This is a genomic window from Rhodococcus sp. NPDC060084, from assembly GCF_042730335.1.
Lineage (GTDB): Bacteria > Actinomycetota > Actinomycetes > Mycobacteriales > Mycobacteriaceae > Rhodococcus.
Genome location: NZ_JBHWWX010000030.1, coordinates 19,645 through 35,811, shown reverse-complemented (window position 1 = coordinate 35,811; position 16,167 = coordinate 19,645). Strand labels below are relative to the sequence as shown.

Annotated in this window: 18 protein-coding genes and 1 riboswitch; of the genes, 4 read left to right on the top strand and 14 right to left on the bottom strand. The window is 67.6% G+C overall.

Annotated features, from left to right (window positions below; all coding sequences use genetic code 11):
* The first annotated feature begins 2 nt into the window (after positions 1-2).
* A complete protein-coding gene (locus ACFWBU_RS15475) occupies positions 3-1,169 on the top strand; it encodes a metallophosphoesterase (RefSeq protein ID WP_378528669.1) in 1,167 nt (388 codons plus the stop codon).
* Between the two features lie 144 nt (positions 1,170-1,313).
* Here the strand turns inward: ACFWBU_RS15475 and gcvP are convergent, their stop codons facing one another.
* The 11 genes from gcvP to ACFWBU_RS15420 all read right to left on the bottom strand — a co-directional run bounded on the left by gcvP (position 1,314) and on the right by ACFWBU_RS15420 (position 11,137).
* Positions 1,314-4,169: an aminomethyl-transferring glycine dehydrogenase gene (gene gcvP, locus ACFWBU_RS15470; protein ID WP_378528668.1), complete on the bottom strand. Its 2,856-nt coding sequence runs from the start codon at positions 4,167-4,169 to the stop codon at positions 1,314-1,316.
* A 165-nt stretch (positions 4,170-4,334) separates the two neighbouring features.
* Positions 4,335-4,429, bottom strand: a riboswitch (glycine riboswitch).
* Positions 4,430-4,501: 72 nt separating this feature from the next.
* Positions 4,502-5,125 carry a MerR family transcriptional regulator gene (locus tag ACFWBU_RS15465; RefSeq protein ID WP_169622340.1) on the bottom strand — a complete coding sequence of 208 codons (624 nt, stop codon included), beginning with the start codon at positions 5,123-5,125 and terminating at the stop codon, positions 4,502-4,504.
* A gap of 251 nt (positions 5,126-5,376) precedes the next feature.
* Positions 5,377-5,850, bottom strand: coding sequence for a bifunctional nuclease family protein (locus tag ACFWBU_RS15460; protein WP_072698776.1), 474 nt, complete (start codon positions 5,848-5,850; stop codon positions 5,377-5,379).
* 114 nt (positions 5,851-5,964) lie between these two features.
* Positions 5,965-6,702, bottom strand: a complete 738-nt coding sequence (locus ACFWBU_RS15455; protein WP_072698120.1) for a MerR family transcriptional regulator — start codon at positions 6,700-6,702, stop codon at positions 5,965-5,967.
* Positions 6,702-7,169, bottom strand: coding sequence for a glycogen accumulation regulator GarA (gene garA / locus ACFWBU_RS15450; RefSeq protein ID WP_169622341.1), 468 nt, complete (start codon positions 7,167-7,169; stop codon positions 6,702-6,704). The genes ACFWBU_RS15455 and garA overlap by 1 nt, the downstream gene beginning before the upstream one ends.
* 154 nt (positions 7,170-7,323) lie before the next feature.
* Complete coding sequence (gene gcvH / locus ACFWBU_RS15445) at positions 7,324-7,728, bottom strand: glycine cleavage system protein GcvH (protein ID WP_072698118.1); 405 nt, start codon at positions 7,726-7,728, stop codon at positions 7,324-7,326.
* Positions 7,729-7,773: 45 nt separating this feature from the next.
* Positions 7,774-8,592 (bottom strand): DUF881 domain-containing protein, encoded by an 819-nt coding sequence (locus ACFWBU_RS15440; RefSeq protein ID WP_378528667.1) that lies wholly within the window; start codon positions 8,590-8,592, stop codon positions 7,774-7,776.
* A gap of 3 nt (positions 8,593-8,595) precedes the next feature.
* Entirely contained in the window at positions 8,596-8,955 is a 360-nt protein-coding gene (locus ACFWBU_RS15435) for a small basic family protein (RefSeq protein ID WP_072698117.1), read from the bottom strand.
* A complete protein-coding gene (locus ACFWBU_RS15430; RefSeq protein ID WP_169622344.1) occupies positions 8,952-9,818 on the bottom strand; it encodes a DUF881 domain-containing protein in 867 nt (288 codons plus the stop codon). The genes ACFWBU_RS15435 and ACFWBU_RS15430 overlap by 4 nt, the downstream gene beginning before the upstream one ends.
* Positions 9,815-10,426 (bottom strand): CDP-alcohol phosphatidyltransferase family protein, encoded by a 612-nt coding sequence (locus tag ACFWBU_RS15425; RefSeq protein ID WP_169622345.1) that lies wholly within the window; start codon positions 10,424-10,426, stop codon positions 9,815-9,817. The genes ACFWBU_RS15430 and ACFWBU_RS15425 overlap by 4 nt, the downstream gene beginning before the upstream one ends.
* Positions 10,427-10,519: 93 nt before the next feature.
* Entirely contained in the window at positions 10,520-11,137 is a 618-nt protein-coding gene (locus ACFWBU_RS15420) for a CoA pyrophosphatase (RefSeq protein ID WP_169653170.1), read from the bottom strand.
* A gap of 192 nt (positions 11,138-11,329) precedes the next feature.
* On the opposite strand from ACFWBU_RS15420, the gene ACFWBU_RS15415 reads away from it, so the two are divergent.
* Positions 11,330-12,352: a phosphotransferase family protein gene (locus tag ACFWBU_RS15415; protein WP_169653171.1), complete on the top strand. Its 1,023-nt coding sequence runs from the start codon at positions 11,330-11,332 to the stop codon at positions 12,350-12,352.
* A 96-nt stretch (positions 12,353-12,448) separates the two neighbouring features.
* The gene (locus ACFWBU_RS15410) at positions 12,449-12,844 is read left to right on the top strand and encodes an MmcQ/YjbR family DNA-binding protein (protein WP_169622348.1); all 396 of its coding nucleotides are present in this window, start codon (positions 12,449-12,451) and stop codon (positions 12,842-12,844) included.
* 8 nt (positions 12,845-12,852) lie between these two features.
* Here the strand turns inward: ACFWBU_RS15410 and ACFWBU_RS15405 are convergent, their stop codons facing one another.
* Both ACFWBU_RS15405 and ACFWBU_RS15400 read right to left on the bottom strand, forming a co-directional pair.
* The gene (locus ACFWBU_RS15405; RefSeq protein ID WP_169622349.1) at positions 12,853-13,269 is read right to left on the bottom strand and encodes a VOC family protein; all 417 of its coding nucleotides are present in this window, start codon (positions 13,267-13,269) and stop codon (positions 12,853-12,855) included.
* Between the two features lie 108 nt (positions 13,270-13,377).
* Entirely contained in the window at positions 13,378-14,025 is a 648-nt protein-coding gene (locus tag ACFWBU_RS15400; protein WP_169622350.1) for an NAD(P)-dependent oxidoreductase, read from the bottom strand.
* Between the two features lie 150 nt (positions 14,026-14,175).
* Here ACFWBU_RS15400 and ACFWBU_RS15395 point away from each other — a divergent pair, with 150 nt between their 5' ends.
* Entirely contained in the window at positions 14,176-15,138 is a 963-nt protein-coding gene (locus ACFWBU_RS15395; protein WP_378528666.1) for an AraC family transcriptional regulator, read from the top strand.
* Between the two features lie 47 nt (positions 15,139-15,185).
* On the opposite strand, the gene ACFWBU_RS15390 is transcribed toward ACFWBU_RS15395, so the two are convergent.
* A complete protein-coding gene (locus tag ACFWBU_RS15390) occupies positions 15,186-16,103 on the bottom strand; it encodes an alpha/beta hydrolase (protein ID WP_169653172.1) in 918 nt (305 codons plus the stop codon).
* Positions 16,104-16,167 lie beyond the last annotated feature (64 nt).

Below are 16,167 nucleotides of genomic sequence, written 5' to 3'. Positions count from 1 at the left end.
CCGTGCTCAGATTGCTTGTCATGGCGAGCTTCTTCGCCCTCATCACGTATTGGTTGCATCGTCGGCTCGTCCGCGCGCCCGGTGTGACCGGTCGCGCCGCCCTCGGCGCAGACCTCGCGCTTGTAGTGCTCGCGGTCTTCGCCATCGCCGCCGGTTCGGTAGGTACCACGCTCGACCCGTCGTGGGCACGGCCGATCGGGTTCCTCGGGTGGACCTGGCTCGCCGTCGTGCTGTACCTCGGGCTCGGGGTCCTGCTCATCGGCCTCTTCGCTCTCGGGGCACGGCTCGTCCGGCGCGTTCGTGACCGCTCGAGGCCCCGCACCGACGAGCCTGCCGACCCGTCCCGGCGCCGAGCCATCCGCATCGCAACCGCGACACTCGTCGTCGCATCGGTCGGTGCCGTCACCTACGGCGTCGTCGAGGCCGCGCGTCCGCGCGTGGTCGACGTCCGCGTACCCCTGCGTCGGCTCCCCGCCGGATTCGAGGGGACCCGCGTCGCGCTCGTGACCGACCTGCACGCCGGACCCGCTCGCGGTGCCGACTTCGTGCGCCGCGTCGTCGACCTGGTGAACGCGCAACAACCCGACCTGGTGGTCCTCGGCGGCGACCTGGTCGACGGCACCGTGGCCCTCGCCGGAGAGGACCTCGAACCGCTTCGCGACCTGCGTGCACCTCTCGGCGTCTTCGGTGTCAGTGGCAATCACGAGTACTACGCGGACGACGGCATTTCGTGGCTCGACCACTGGGAAACCCTCGGGGTACAGACATTGCGCAACGAGCACGTCGTTCTCACGCGGGGCGGCGACACGATCGCGCTTGCCGGAGTTCACGACTACACGGCGCCGGAACCACACACCGCAGACATGTCGGCCGCGCTCGACGGCATCGAACCCGGCACGGTCGTGGTGCTCGCCGCGCACCAGCCCAAGCATGTCCTCGAAGCGCGTGAGCGCGGCGTGGACCTGCAACTGTCGGGACACACGCACGGCGGACAGATGTGGCCGCTACGTCCGTTGGTCTCACTCGCCAATCCCACGGTGACCGGGCTCGACCGGTTCGGCGACACCTTGATCTACACGTCGCAGGGCACCGGCGCCTGGGGCCCGCCCGTTCGGGTCGGCGCTCCCCCCGAGATCACGATTCTCGAACTCACCGCCGGCGCCTCCTGAAATCAGCCCTCGGGTATGGGCTGAGGTGGGATTCGTCGTTCAGGTGAGGAGTGTTCTGGTTTTCTAGTGTTTCCGTACAATCCAGAATATTGATCGGAGAGCGACTGCCGGGGCCGACGGTTACGCCCGTCGGCCCCGGACAGATCAGTTGCTGTACGCCTCCAGCGGCGGGCACGAGCACACCAGATTCCGGTCACCGTGCGCACCGTCGATACGCCGGACCGCCGGCCACACCTTCGCGCGGGCCTTCCCCATCGGGAACACCGCGGTCCGGCGCGAGTACGGGTGGTCCCACTCTCCCACCAGGCATTCAGCCGTGTGCGGAGCACCGCGCAGCGGGTTGTCGTCGGCGGGCCACTCCCCTGCCCCGACCCGGTCGATCTCGTGGCGAATCGAGATCATCGCGTCGATGAACGCATCGAGTTCGGCGATGTCCTCGCTTTCGGTGGGCTCGACCATCAACGTGCCTGCCACCGGGAAGCTCATCGTCGGCGCATGGAACCCGTAATCGGCCAGTCGCTTCGCCACATCGTCGACCGTCACGCCGGTGGCCTTGGTGATGCCGCGCAGGTCGAGGATGCACTCGTGGGCCACCATGCCGTTCTCGCCGGTGTACAGCACCGGGAAGTACTCGTCGAGACGACGGGCGATGTAGTTCGCCGAGGCGATCGCGGTGAGCGACGCCTTCCGCAGGCCCTCCGCCCCCATCAGCTTGATGTACGTCCAGGTGATCGGCAGGATCGACGCCGAGCCGAAGGGCGCCGCCGACACCGGTCCGCCACCGCCGAGGCCCGGTTCGGCCGGGTGTCCGGGGAGGTAGTGCGCCAGGTGGGCGCGCACTCCGATGGGTCCGACACCCGGCCCACCGCCGCCGTGCGGGATGCAGAACGTCTTGTGCAGATTGAGATGACTGACGTCGCCACCGAACTTGCCCGGCCGCGCGAGCCCGACCAGCGCGTTGAGGTTCGCGCCGTCGATGTACACCTGCCCACCGGCGTCGTGCACTGCCCCGCAGATCTCGGCGATGTCCTCCTCGTACACGCCGTGCGTCGACGGGTACGTGATCATGATCGCCGCGAGACGCTCCGCATGGTCGGCGATCTTGGCACGCAGGTCGTCGAGGTCGACGTCGCCGTTCGGCCGGCACGCCACGACCTCCACGCGCATCCCGGCCATCACTGCCGATGCGGCATTGGTGCCGTGGGCACTGGACGGGATCAAGCACGTGTCGCGCCGGTCGTCGCCCCGGTCGAGGTGGTACCGGCGAATCGCGAGCAGCCCTGCGTATTCGCCCTGGCTGCCCGCATTCGGCTGCAGACTGACCGCGTCGTACCCGGTCACCGCCGCCAGCCATCCCTCGAGGTCCGCGATGAGACTCCGGATGCCGGCGGTCTGCTCGGCCGGTGCGAACGGGTGCAAGCCCGCGAACTCGGGCCAGGTGATCGCTTCCATCTCGGCAGCGGCGTTGAGCTTCATCGTGCACGAGCCGAGCGGAATCATCGTGCGGTCGAGCGCGAGATCCTTGTCGGACAGACGCCGCAGGTACCGCATCATCGCGGTCTCGGTGCGGTAGCGCGTGAACGCCTCGTGCTGCAGGAAGGCGCTCGTCCGCGCCGGCGCGGCGAGCGACGCGCCCCCACCCGATCCCGAGTGCCCTTCGGCGACACCGAACGCCTCCAGCACCGCGGTGATGTGCGCCGGCGTCGTGGCTTCGTCGCAGGACACCGAAACATGGTCGGCGTCCACGCGGTAGAGATTGATACCTGCCGCTGCTGCGGCACCGATCACCTCGTCGGCCCGGCCCGGGACCCGGGCCAGCACGGTGTCGAAGAAGGACTCGTGCACGACCTCCACGCCACCCTCACGCAGCGCCGACGCGAAGTGATCCGCGTGCCCGGCGACACGGCGCGCGATCGCCGTCAGTCCCTCGGCACCGTGGTACGACGCGTACATCGCGGCCAGCACGGCCAGCAGCACCTGCGCGGTGCAGATGTTGCTCGTCGCCTTTTCACGCCGGATGTGCTGCTCGCGGGTCTGCAATGCGAGGCGGTAGGCGGGGTCGCCGTCGGCGTCGACCGACAGGCCGACGAGCCGCCCCGGCAGTGTGCGTGTATCGGACGCCTTCACCGCGAGGTAGCCCGCGTGCGGACCACCGAATCCCATCGGGACACCGAAACGCTGTGTCGTGCCGAAGCACGCGTCGGCGCCCTGTTCTCCGGGAGGGGTGATCAAGGTCAGTGCCAGCAGGTCGGCGCCCACCGCGACGAGCGCGCCGCGTGCGTGGGCGGCGTCGATGATCGGGGTGACGTCGTACACCCGTCCCGACGCTCCGGGTACCTGCAGGATGATCCCGAAGAAGTCGCCCTCGGGAAGGCCGTCGTCGACGAGGTTCGCCGTGACGATTTCGATGCCGAGGGGTTCTGCGCGGGTCGCGAGGACGGCGGCGGTCTGCGGGAACAGATCGGTGTCGACCGCGATCCGGTTGCTCTTCGACTTGCGGTTCGCGCGGCGTAGCAGTGTCATGGCCTCGGCTGCTGCGGTGGCCTCGTCGAGCATCGACGAGTTCGCGACCTCCATGCCGGTCAGGTCCGCGACCATGGTCTGGAAGTTCAGCAGGGCTTCGAGGCGGCCCTGGCTGATTTCGGGCTGGTACGGCGTGTACGCGGTGTACCAGGCGGGGTTCTCGATGATGTTGCGGAGCAGTACCGGCGGCGTGAGCGTGTCGTAGTAACCCTGCCCGATCATCGAGGTCGCGACGGTGTTCTTCCGGGCGAGAGCAGTCAGCTCGGCGAGAACCTCGTGTTCGGACTTCGGAGCGTCGAGGACGTCGAGCCCGTCGGAGACGGCACCGTCGCGCTCGTCGAGAATAGTCGCCGGAACGGCCCGCGCGGCGAGTGCGTCGAGCGAGTCGACGCCGATCACCTCGAGGATGCGGCGCAGGCCCGCGGTGTCGGGACCGATGTGACGGTCGGCGAAGTTCGAGGTGACATCTTCTGACATCGCAGCTCCCAGGCTGATCGGAGAGGTCCACCACCGCGCGTGGGCGCACGGGGCGTTTCCTCCCCCTCTGTCGTGAGCTCGCGGTGCGAGCGCCTGAGAGATTCGGCCCGTGGAGGGCGTTTCCCCGTGGGCGGGTGGGTGCTCCCACCGCTTTCCAGAGACGTCGTAGCTCGCACGGTCCTGTATGCCTGAGAGATTGACGGGGAGGTGCTGCTCCTTCGGCGCCCGGATCAGGTCCGGAACTCTCCCGCACGACGGCGACGCGAGCCCAAGTCTAGAACACGACGGTCTTCCGTCGACGCCGCCGCACCACCCTCGCGGGTGATCTTCGTCTAGCCGATTCGGCGGTTGATGCGACTGCGGCGCCGGGACGCCAATTCGTCTTCCGGCCGCTCTTCGACGTCGCCTCCGTCGGCACGCTCGGCGGGGAAGTCGGCGATGCTTCCGGTCAGTTCGCGCATTGCGCCGCTGACCGCGATTCCGAACACGCCCTGCCCGCCTTGGAGAAGATCGACGACCTCCTCGGGCGACGTGCATTCGTACACGGTGGTGCCGTCGGAGAACAGCGTGATCCTGGCGAGGTCGCGGACCCCGCGACTGCGCAGGTGATCGACGGCGACGCGGATGTTCTGGAGCGAGACACCGGTGTCGAGGAGTCGCTTGACGATCTTGAGAACCAGGATGTCCTTGAACGAGTAGAGCCGCTGGCTTCCCGATCCTGCCGCGCCCCGGATCGACGGGACCACGAGGTTGGTGCGGGCCCAGTAATCGAGTTGGCGGTAGCTGATTCCCGCGATCTGGCACGCGATGGGCACCCGGTAGCCGACAAGCTCGTCGGGCACCGAATCGTCGGGGAACAGCCCGGGCTGGATCTCGTCGTCGTGCGGTGTGGGTGACGAACTCGCGCGGTCGCCGGCGTCAACGGTGGAATGCTGTCCCTGCGGCCGATCTCGCACTGTGTGACTTCCTCTCGCGCGCCCTGTTGTACCTCGCAACGACCGACTGGCGGATCCCCCACCACATCCAATCGTCGAGCGCTCTCAGGCTCACCAAGTAACCCATATTCGGATTTACCCAGCGTACGCTCCGGCGTGGGGCGCGGGGCAGCAACACGCCCACCGGAAAGGCAACGTTCGACACTACTCGCGTCGGACTGTGCTGCTGCTCGAAGCGGCAACGCGTCCGTCGCCGGTCGACGAACGACCGCTCAGCCGTCCGTCGCCTTGAAGTCGTCCGGAGAGATGTTGTCGAGGAATTCCTTGAACTTCTCGACCTCGTCTTCACGCTCGTCCGGCATGACCAGTCCTGCTTCGGTGAGCACAGCTTCGTCGACGAAGACCGGCGCACCGATGCGCAAGGCTACAGCGACGGCATCGGACGGACGGCACGACACGCGCATGTCGCCGTCGAAAACAAGATCGGCAAAGAAAGTGCCTTCCTGGAGGTCGACGATGCGGACTTCCAGGAGTGCGTGACCGAATGCGTCCAGGAGATTCTTGATCAGGTCGTGCGTGAGGGGGCGGGCGGGTTCCACACCTTGCTGCTCGAGCGCGATCGCGGTCGCTTCGTTCTGGCCGATCCAGATGGGCAGGTACCGCTCCCCGTCGACCTCGCGGAGCAGTAGGACAGGCTGGTTCTGGGGTTGTTCTACTCGGATCCCCACCACTCGCATCTCGCTCATCGCGGCGCCTCCGTCCCGCTGCTCGTCAGTGGCGTACCACCCGAATCGATATTGCCTGAATTCTAGTGCGCTCCCGAACATCCGTCAGGTGCCGGCCGGCGCAGCCCGGAGCGATCAGCGGTCGAGGGCGCCCTGGACGGCGGCCTTCACCAGGCAGGTGTGGAGCGTCAACGACAGTGCGGCGAGTTCGCGCACCATCTCTTCGGCTCTCTGCCGGGCCCCGGCATCGCGCCCCTTCGCGACAGGACCCGCGATCTGGGCGACGAGTCCGGCCTCGCGGTCGGCGGCGAGCTTGAATGCGCGCAGATGCCGTACCTCGAGGCCGAACTCGGCCATTGCCTTCGCGGTGCGCGCGAGCAGCACCGCGTCGTCGTCGAAAAATCCGGCGGGTCCCGGCGTGACCAGGCCCGCCCCCACCAGTTCGGTCAGGAAAGCGACATCCACACCGGCCCGCTCGCACAGGTCGTCGCGGCTGACGCGGATCTCCCGGTCGGTGCGCAGATCCTCCGGCGAGACCTCACCGCGGGCAACTGCCAGCGGCCGCGGCCGCTTGGGCCGGGTCTCGACCGATCCCACCGTCGCAGCACCACGGTCGATCGCCTCGAGCTGTTCCTTGATCACCTTCAACGGAAGGTACTGATCCCGTTGTGCGGTGAGCACATAGCGCAGCCGTTCGCAGTCCGCGATGGAGAACCGGCGATAGCCCGACGGAGTGCGCTCCGGGCTGATCAGCCCCTCGGCCTCGAGAAATCTGATCTTCGAGATCGTGACATCCGGGAACTCGGGCCGCAATCGATCGAGCACGGACCCGATCGACATGCCGGCCGGCGCCGACTGGTGGGCTGCGGTCATCAGCTACTCGCGCCCTGCGAACCGCGAGGACCGGTCAGGAACACCAACCGGAACTTGCCGATCTGAACCTCGTCGCCGTTGGCGAGTACCGCGGAGTCGACCGGTTCCCGGTTGACGTAGGTGCCGTTGAGGCTTCCGACGTCGACCACCTGGAAGTCGCCCTCGTCCTGACGGAACTCGGCGTGCCGGCGGCTGACGGTCACATCGTCGAGGAAGATGTCGCTGTCGGGATGCCGTCCCGCCGACGTCGTCGGCTGGTCCAGCAGAAAGCGCGAACCCGCATTGGGTCCACGCTTGACGACGAGCAGCGCTGATCCGGCAGGGAGCCCTTCGACACCTGAGACGGGCGCGTCGGTCGTAGCCGTTCCGGCCCCGGCGCTTTCCACTTCGTTCAGGAAGTCGGCGCGAAACACCGAAGTCGTCTCCGCAGGAGTCTCCTCGTAGCCCGCGTTGCCGTTCTCGCTCACCGTTTCTCCTTATCCGTTCGATCGCCCGGGAACTCCCGGGCGATCGTTGAGTCGTTCGCCCCGATCAAATCGACACGGCACACGCCATATCTGACCGTACCCTGTGCGGGGGCACTGGTGCAGGTAGTCGCGGCCACGTTACATGCCGGGTCCGTCAGCTTTCCGTGATGCCGCGGTAGCCGTCCGCATCCATCGTTTTTCCGAGGGCGCCGTCGAGGTCACCTTCGGTGTCCACCTCCACCTCGACCAGCCATCCGGCTCCGTAGGGAGCGCTGTTGACCAGTTCCGGGTTGGTCTCCAGGTCGGTGTTGACCGTGGTGACCTTCGCGCTGAAGGGCGCGTACACATCCGAGACGCTCTTGGTCGATTCGACCTCACCGAAGGAGTCGCCTCCGGTCACGTCGGCACCCGGCTCGGGCAACTGCACGAAGACGACGTCGCCGAGTTGAGACTGTGCGTAGTCCGTGATCCCGATCCGCGCGGTTGTCGCTCCGGTCCTCTGCACCCATTCGTGCTCCGCCGTGTAGCGCAACTCGCCGGGGGTTTCGAACTCACTCAAGGTAGATCCTTTCGGGGGCGACGTTCCGGGCGAACGTCGGATTCACTATCCGGGCTGAGAGTATTGGCGCGGCTTGATCTCCCGCAAGGCGGGCACGTCGACCTGCGGAAACTGTTCCACGGTGAGGCTGCCGCCCGCTCGGGCCACGGCGTCGACGACACCTCCCGGGATGTTCAGTGCTGCCGCGAGGGTCGGTCCGTCACCGATGGCGGTGACCGTATAGGGCGCACGGAGCGGCGTGTCGTCGACCGTGATCGCGCCCGGCGAGCCCGTCACCCACGAATCCACCCCGATCCGTACGGTCTCGCCGCCCGCACCGGCGATCTGCATCGTGTCGGCACCCGCCGCGCGCAGTTCCTGGATCATGTCGAGCACGACCTCGGCACCGACGCCACCTCGCGGATCGTTCACCGTGAGAACGACTCCCGGGCCGGTCGCCGGAGCAGTGCCGAGCTGGATCGACAGGTCGTCGAGCCGCTCGCGTGCCTCGGCAAGAGCGGCGTCCGAGCCGTCCCGCTCGAGACTCGAGAGTGTGCGCTCGAGTGCCGTGATCTCCTGCCGCAGCGCGGCCTCTCTTCGATTGAGGTTGTCGAGCAGGACCAGAAGATCCGCCGGGCGCGCCGAATCGAGGGTGTCGCCCGTACCGGTGTTCCTCACCTGTGTGGCAATCGCCGTGCCGAGCAGGAAGACGAGGAGTGCGGCGAGTACTGCGAAGACCGGCGCGGTCCGCTTGGGCCCCGGCTTCGCCGCCGCCGAGTCCCGGCCATCCGAGTCCCGAGCCGGTTCGACGGCGTCCGGTTGGGGGCCGTCCCGTTCGGGACCGCCGCGTGGTTCGTGTTCGCCGCCGCGTGTGTCGTCGGACATGGGTCACGCACCGAACAATCTGCGGCGCAGCGCCGAGGCGTTGCCGAAGATCCGGATACCCAGAACCACGATGACCGCGGTGGAGAGCTGCGTGCCGACGCCGAGCTGATCGCCGAGCCACACGATGAGTGCGGCGACGAGGACGTTGAACACGAACGACACCACGAACACCTTCGCGTCGAAGATGTCATCGAGGTACGCGCGGAGACCGCCGAACACCGTGTCGAGGGCGGCAACCACCGCGATGGGCAGGTACGGCTGCACGATGTCGGGAACCTGGGGGCTGAACACGATGCCGGCTGCGATCCCGATCGCGAGCGCCAGCGCCGCATACAGCGCCTGAGCATGATTGACCCGATTCACCGATTCCCCACTTCCCCTGCTGATCCGATTTTTCGCGCCGGCGCGGCCGGGAGTTCGAGTTCGTCCTCGTCGGCAAGGGTGAAACCTACCCCGTAGAGTTGCGCGATCCCCGCAATCCTCAGGTAGGCATCGCTCACGACGAACGAGGTCTGCAGCCGGCCCGGAGACCCCACCGCCGAGACTTCGTACGGAGAGAAGACCGGCTGGTTGTCCACGAGCATCGCTCCCCCGGCCTGACGGACGGTCACGCCCGGACCCACACGAACCCCGCCGACCGACACGGCCTCGGCACCCGCGGCCCACAGTGCGTTGACCACTGCCTGCAGATCCCGGTCGAAGACCGCGGCGGTCGGGCGGCCTTCTGTCTGCTGGGACGAGTCGGACAGGTTCGGGCGGGCCGCGGGATCGGTGAGGGTGACCGTCAGTCCCGGACCCCGGACCGGCAGCGCCGCGGCCGCATCCTCGGCCGCGCGCAGTTGGTCGAGCACGGTGCCGCCTTCGGTGTCGTCGGCGAAGAGAGCATCGCGGCGGTCCTGGATCGTCCGGGTCAGTTCGTCGCGACGCGCGACGAGCGCGGCGTTCCTCTCGTCGCTCGCGCGCAGAGACGCAAGGATCTCGGCGCGCGCCTGGTCGGTCCCCGCTTCTCCCGCGTTGTTCTGGGCGTACGCGGTTCCCAGTACGAGGCCGGCGAGCACGACTCCCACGACGAGCCATACCCGGGCGGTGGCGGGCGAGGTCGGTCGTCGTCCGGCGCGCCGGTCGGCGGCAGCCGCGGCGTAACCGGGGTCGAGATGGTCCTCGAGGAGAGATTTGAGAAGCGACGGCACCGGGTTGCGGCGCACGCGTTCCCACTTGCGGCTCATCCGGGCCGGCCCGTCACCGGGACCGTCCGCGCGATGGTGACGGCCTGAGCGAGATACAGGACTGCGGTCCACACATAGAGCACGGTGCCCCAGATCAGCGCGGCCCAGCCGAGCGGGCCCGTGATCGGTTCCGATGCGGGTACCGCCACCGTTGCGAGTAGGAGCGGTAACGCGAACATCAGCAGGAAGGTGGCGCCTTTACCGAGGTAGAGCACTTCCGGCGGAGGCAGTCCCCTGCGTCGGTAGACGGCGAGGGTGGGCGCGAGGACGACTTCACGCCCGATGAGGATGGCGGCGATCCACCACGGCATGATGTCGCGGGCGACGAGTGCGACGAGCGTGGTCACGACGTAGAGGCGATCGACCATCGGATCCAGGAACGCGCCGAGGCGTGAGGTCTGGTCGAGCAACCGGGCGAGCTTGCCGTCCGCCCAGTCGGTCAGGCTGCTGACGATGAGCAGGATCAGCGCCCAGGCGTCGGCGTGGACGACGAGCACCAGATACAGGAACAGCGGGACCCCGAGCAGCCGGAGAAAGCTGAGGGCGTTGGGAACGGTGAGGATGCGGTCGGCGCTGCCCGTACCGGCGCCCGTGGTCGCATCGGTCATCGTCGCGTCATCCCTTGTTCTTCGCAGTTTTCTCGGCTTCACCGTCGGTCTCTCACAGCCTTCCACATTCGTCCCGGGTCTCCGTCCGGGGCGTCAGCGCCAGGCGAAGACTGGCTGCTCGAGTCCTTCGATGCGGGTGTGCCGGCCGTGCAGTGCCACTTCCCGGAACTGGTACACCACCGCTGCCGTGGGGGCGTGGATGAGATGTCCGCGGAAGGGCCATTGGATCACGGGCTTGTCGGACTCGGGGATCGCGACGAAGCGCGGCGCGACGTCGAGTTCGGATGCGGTGACCGCGTAGAGGATGTCCACCTCGTCCGGGCTCGGGACGAGGTCGGCCATGGCGGCGCCGGACCAGACCACGAACGGCGACATGACATATCCCGATCGGGTGACGTAGTCGTCGAGGCGGCCGAGGATCGCGTCGGGCTCGAGGGCGAGGCCGAGTTCTTCGTGCAGTTCGCGAAGCGCGGCGTCCTCGGGGGTCTCGCCGTCGTCGAGACGCCCGCCCGGGAGGGCGAACTGACCCGGGTGCGCGCGGAGTCGTGCGGGTCGTTTGGTCAGCGGCATCACGGGCTCCCCGGTGCGGTCGTCGAGGACGGCGACGACCACCGCGGCATGGCGCCTGCCCTCGAGCGGCAACCGGCGTGACTCGAACGCGGCGAGTGCCGCGGTGAGATGGTCGCGGTCGAGGGGGTGTGGGGCGCTCATGCGACGACAGTAGTTGGTGGGTCGAACCAGCCGCGGCACAGCGTGTCGGGGCAAGGCGGGGTGTCCAGTAGCTCGCGATTCGGTAAATCAATCGTTTCCGTAGAGTCCGGATTTCGTCCAGGATCGACGGGTCGTTTCGCCCACACCGAGATCCGCTGCACGCCATAGTGTGTCGAAACAGAAAGGATCCGGATGACGGACACAGCCGCACCCGCAGGTCTCGACCTCGACAAGCTCGCCGCCCACCTGAGCACCGTGGGATTCGGGCAGTTCGACGGTCCCCTCTCCGCCCGGCTCATCAGCGGTGGACGTTCCAATCTCACCTACGAGCTGACGGACGGATCCCACCGGCTCGTCCTGCGCCGCCCCCCACTCGGTCACGTCCTCGCGACAGCACACGATATGGCGCGCGAACACCGCGTGCTGACCGCCCTCGCGGGAACGGCAGTGCCTGTCCCCCGGACGCACCACCTGTGCGAGGACCACGACGTGATCGGCGCGCCCTTCTATCTGATGGACCTCGTGGAGGGGACGCCCTACCGCACCGTCGAACAACTCCTCCCCCTCGGACCCGAACGGGCACGGTCGATCTCGGAACGCATGATCGACACCCTCGCAGCCCTGCACGCAGTCGACCCGGACGCGGTCGGACTGGGAGATTTCGGCCGGCCGGAAGGATTCCTCGGCCGGCAGGTGCGACGCTGGACCACCCAGCTCGAGAACTCCCGCAGCCGGGACCTGCCCGAAGCCGACGAACTGCATCGGCTGCTCGTCGCACGACTCCCCCGCGACGGTGCCGCAGGCATCGTGCACGGGGATTTCCGGCTCGACAATCTCCTCGTCGACGACCACGACGAGGTCGCCGCGGTCCTCGACTGGGAGATGGCAACGCTCGGCGACCCACTGACCGACGTGGCGCTGCTACTCGTCTACCAGCGTCTCGCGCGGCTCGACGCCGGGTTCCCCGTCTCCACGGTCTCGCAGGCGCCGGGCTTCCTGAGCGACGATGAGCTGCTCGCCCGCTACGACGCGGCCGGCGGACGCGACGTGTCCGACATGGCATTCCACCTGGCGTTGGCGTACTACAAACTCGCGGTGATCCTCGAGGGGATCTACTTCCGCTACCGGCAGGGCAAGACGGTCGGTGAAGGCTTCGACAAGATCGGCGACGGAGTCACACCACTCCTTCGCGAGGGGATCGCCGTGCTCCGCTGAACGGACACAATTGTCCCCCGGCGCCGGCCACACGACGAGCGTTCGACCTGCCGCGGAACGCTGCTGCCCCCGCGAAGTCGGCGGTACGCTGCCCGCATGTCGCACCCGATCATGTTCGACGAGAACGATCCGCTGCTCGCGCGGGTGCGCGAGCTGGCATTGGCGTTTCCCGGCGCCGGGGAGAAGATCTCACATGGCCGTCCGTTCTTCCACACGAAGACGGCGTTCGCGGTGTACGGCGGAACCGTGAAGGAGACCGGACGAAGCTACCCGCGCTCGCTCATCCTCAAGCCGGACGCCTCCGAACGGGAAGCGCTGCTTCAGGACGCGCGCACCTACCACCCCGCCTACATGGGTCCGTCGGGTTGGATCGGGTTCGACCTCGAGAGCGCCACCGTGGACTGGGGCGAGGTTGCCGAGCTGCTGGATATGTCCTTCCGCGTCACCGCCCCCGCGCGCCTGGTCCACGAGCTCGACGCCCGTCCGAAGTAGCCGGTCTCCTACGCGGAGGCTCCGGAGATGTTGACCATCCAGTTGACGCCGAATCGATCGGTGCACATCCCGAAGGAATCTCCCCACGGCGCCCGCTCGAGCGGCACGTCGATTCGGCCGCCTTCGATCAAACCGTCCCAGTAGCCGCGGAGTTCGGCCTCGTCGTCGCCGCTGAGCGAGACCGAGTGGTTCGTCCCCGGGATGTACTCCATCGCCGCCGGGGTATCGGAACCCATGAGCACGAAGCCTTCGGCGGTGGTGAGCATCGAGTGCATGACCTTGTCTTTTTCGGCAGGGTCCTCGCTCGCCTGCATCTCTCCGAACGTGGAGATCGTCAGTTCACCTCCGAACACGTCTCGGTAGAACTCCATCGCGTGACGCGCGGTGTCGCGGAAGCCGAGATACGGATTCAGTGTGGTGGGCACGGTCACCAACTCCTTCTGTGTCGGGAAATGCTCGGTCGCGGTGTGGCAGTGCCACGCCGTGACAGACCCGCGGCGTGGCACTTTCTCATCGTGACCGTCTTCCCACACTCACGACACCGCAATCGTCTTTCCGGCGTAGTCCGGCCGCTCGACGGCGTCGGCGAGGACCTCACCGACCGCACCGCGGGCCACGTGCCAACCGGCGACCTCCCCCGTGTCGGACGTCGTCGCCGTACCGGATTCCTCGTCCGTGAGATTGACCGGTTGCACGAGTGTCCAGAGGACGTCACTGCCCCGCACGAGAGCGTCCTGCTTCTCGGTGTCCGCGATCTGCGGACCGAGCAGCGCCCGGAACATCAGCGCATATCGCCGGGGCAGCTTCCCGCGGGTGTCCCCCACGCCGTACGAGGTCTGCACGACGAGGCGCCGAACGTCGTGGCGTCCCATCGCGGCCACGATGTTGCGCGTGCCGCGTGAGCGCACATCGAGAGCCGTCCCTGCCGGTCCGCGCATCCGCACACGGACGGGGTTTTCACTGATCCCGAGTGTGACCACCACCGCGTCCTGACCGCGCACCGCGACATCGACGTCCTCCGGGCGGGTGGCGTCCCCGGTGACGACCGTCGATCGACCGGCGAGATCTCCCAGTGCCGCGTCGTTCCGGACGAACACGGTCACGTCGTGACCGCGGCGGAGCAGCGCAGTCACCGCCGCCTTCCCGGAACCTCCTGTTGCACCGACCACCAGTACTTTCATGTTGTCCTCCTCGTTCGCGTCCATAGTTCTGTGTTCAAAATCCAGGCTATGGAGCCGATTCAGGACACTCCATGCCCCGGAGCCCGGGTTTCATGCCCGTTCGTCCGGTGCGACTGGACGAACGGGTCGCAAGGGCGGGATTGTGGCCCTATGACGAACGCGACCGGTGCCGCCACATATCCGTGGACGCCGGTGGATCCCCTCGGCGAAGCACTGCACCTGCTGCGGATGCGCGGGGGGTTCTACTGCCGCTCCGAGCTGAGTGCGCCGTGGGGTCTGGAGATGCCGGCGTTCGCCGACAGTTCGAGCTTCCATCTGGTCGTCTCGGGCGAAGCATGGCTCGATGTCCCCGGCTCACCGTCGGCGCGCATGCTTCCCGGCGAATTCGCGGTGGTGCCCCACGGGACGGGCCACCTGATCCGCAGCGAGCCGGACGCGCGCCGCACCGGTCGCGTCGACACGCTGCCACAGCAGATGATCGGCGATCACTATTCGGTTCTGCGGCACGGTGGGGGCGGTGACCCCACCGTGCTCGTATGCGGCATCGTCGAATTCGACCATCCGACCGCTCGGAGACTGGTGTCCTTACTGCCACCGGTCCTGCGGATCGACTCGGCGCGGGGAACCGCGTCGCAGATACTTGCGCTGATGGCGGACGAAGCGCGCCGGGTGCGGCCCGGTGGCGAGGCAGTGCTGACCCGGTTCGCCGACATCCTCGTAATCCTCGCGATCCGGAGCTGGGTCGAATCCCACCCCGCAGCACGGGACGGGTGGGTCGGGGCGCTGCAGGACCCGCAGGTGGGCCGCGCGCTCGCAGCGGTACACCACAGTCCGGAGGGACCGTGGAGTGTCGCCGGGCTGGCTCGCGAGGCATCGATGTCACGATCTGCGTTCGCAGCGCGGTTCACCGAACTCGTCGGGGAACCGCCCATGCGGTACGTCGCCCGGTGGCGGATGGAAACAGCGGCCGTGGCGTTGCACAGGGGCGCGACGGTGTCCGAACTCGCCGCGCGATCGGGATACGAATCCGAGGCTGCATTCGCGCGTGCGTTCAAGCGGGCGACGGGGACAACCCCGGGAGCGGTACGGCGGCGCGGGACTCCGTCAGCGTGAAGCCCCTCCGGTTCGAGGGAAGGGCAAGGCCGTTGTCGACGGTGTCGTCACCGAGCGCCTCTGACATGACGATCCAGGAAAGCGATCTGATCGGTCACGATCTGCTCGAAGTGCGGGTCCAGATAGGGTTCGAAGTGCGTGCAGTCATAGGACCGCACTTCACCCCGCGGGATGCGCCCCGCGATCTTCCGAGCCTTCGCATACGGGGTGACGTCGTCCTTCGTGGCGAGCTGAACCAGCGTCGGAGCAGTGATGTCGGCTGCCTTCCTCCCCGGTGAGTAGAACGGGACTCGGAGCGCGATACGAGCGGCCACATCATTCTCGGCCAGTAGTTTCTCGAACTGGTCACCGGCCATTCGCTCGACCAGGGCGTAGGCACCGGGGGAGGTCATCATCGCGAGGTCGCCGGGTATGCCGATGGACTTGACCCGATGGGGCGGGCGGCCCAGCCACGCCCCTACCTGATCGCGCACGGCCGCCACGACAAGGCGGGCGAGGAGTGTGGGGGCTTGCGCGAACGCCGAGGCTGGGCCGGTCACGTGGGGCACCTGCACGATCGCGGCAGCAAGCGCGTGATCCTGGGCGGCCAGGTCCAAGACGTGTCCACCGCCGAATGAGGATCCCCACCCGACGATGCGCGTCGTGTCGACGTTGGGCAGACTGCGGGCGTAGGCGATGGCGGCACGCCAGTCGGCGTGCTGCCGACCGATGTCGAGGATGCGGCGGGGTTGTCCTCCGCTGGCCCCCCAGTGGCGATAGTCGAACACCAGCGCGGCGTATCCGGCTTGGGCGAACCGTGCAGCGTAGGCGTCCAGTCGCAGTTCGCGGAACGCGGCGAAGCCGTGCGCCAGCACGACGACGGGCGGATTCTCGACGCCATCGGGCCGATACAGCCATGCGGCGCAGGGGGTCCCATCGGACAGGAATGTCACGTCGTGTCGGACATAGCTGTATGGGTGAGTCACGGTGTCCCCCCGGCGAGTATCTTGAATGACATTCAACACAAAGTAGCAGCGCCGTGAACGGCAT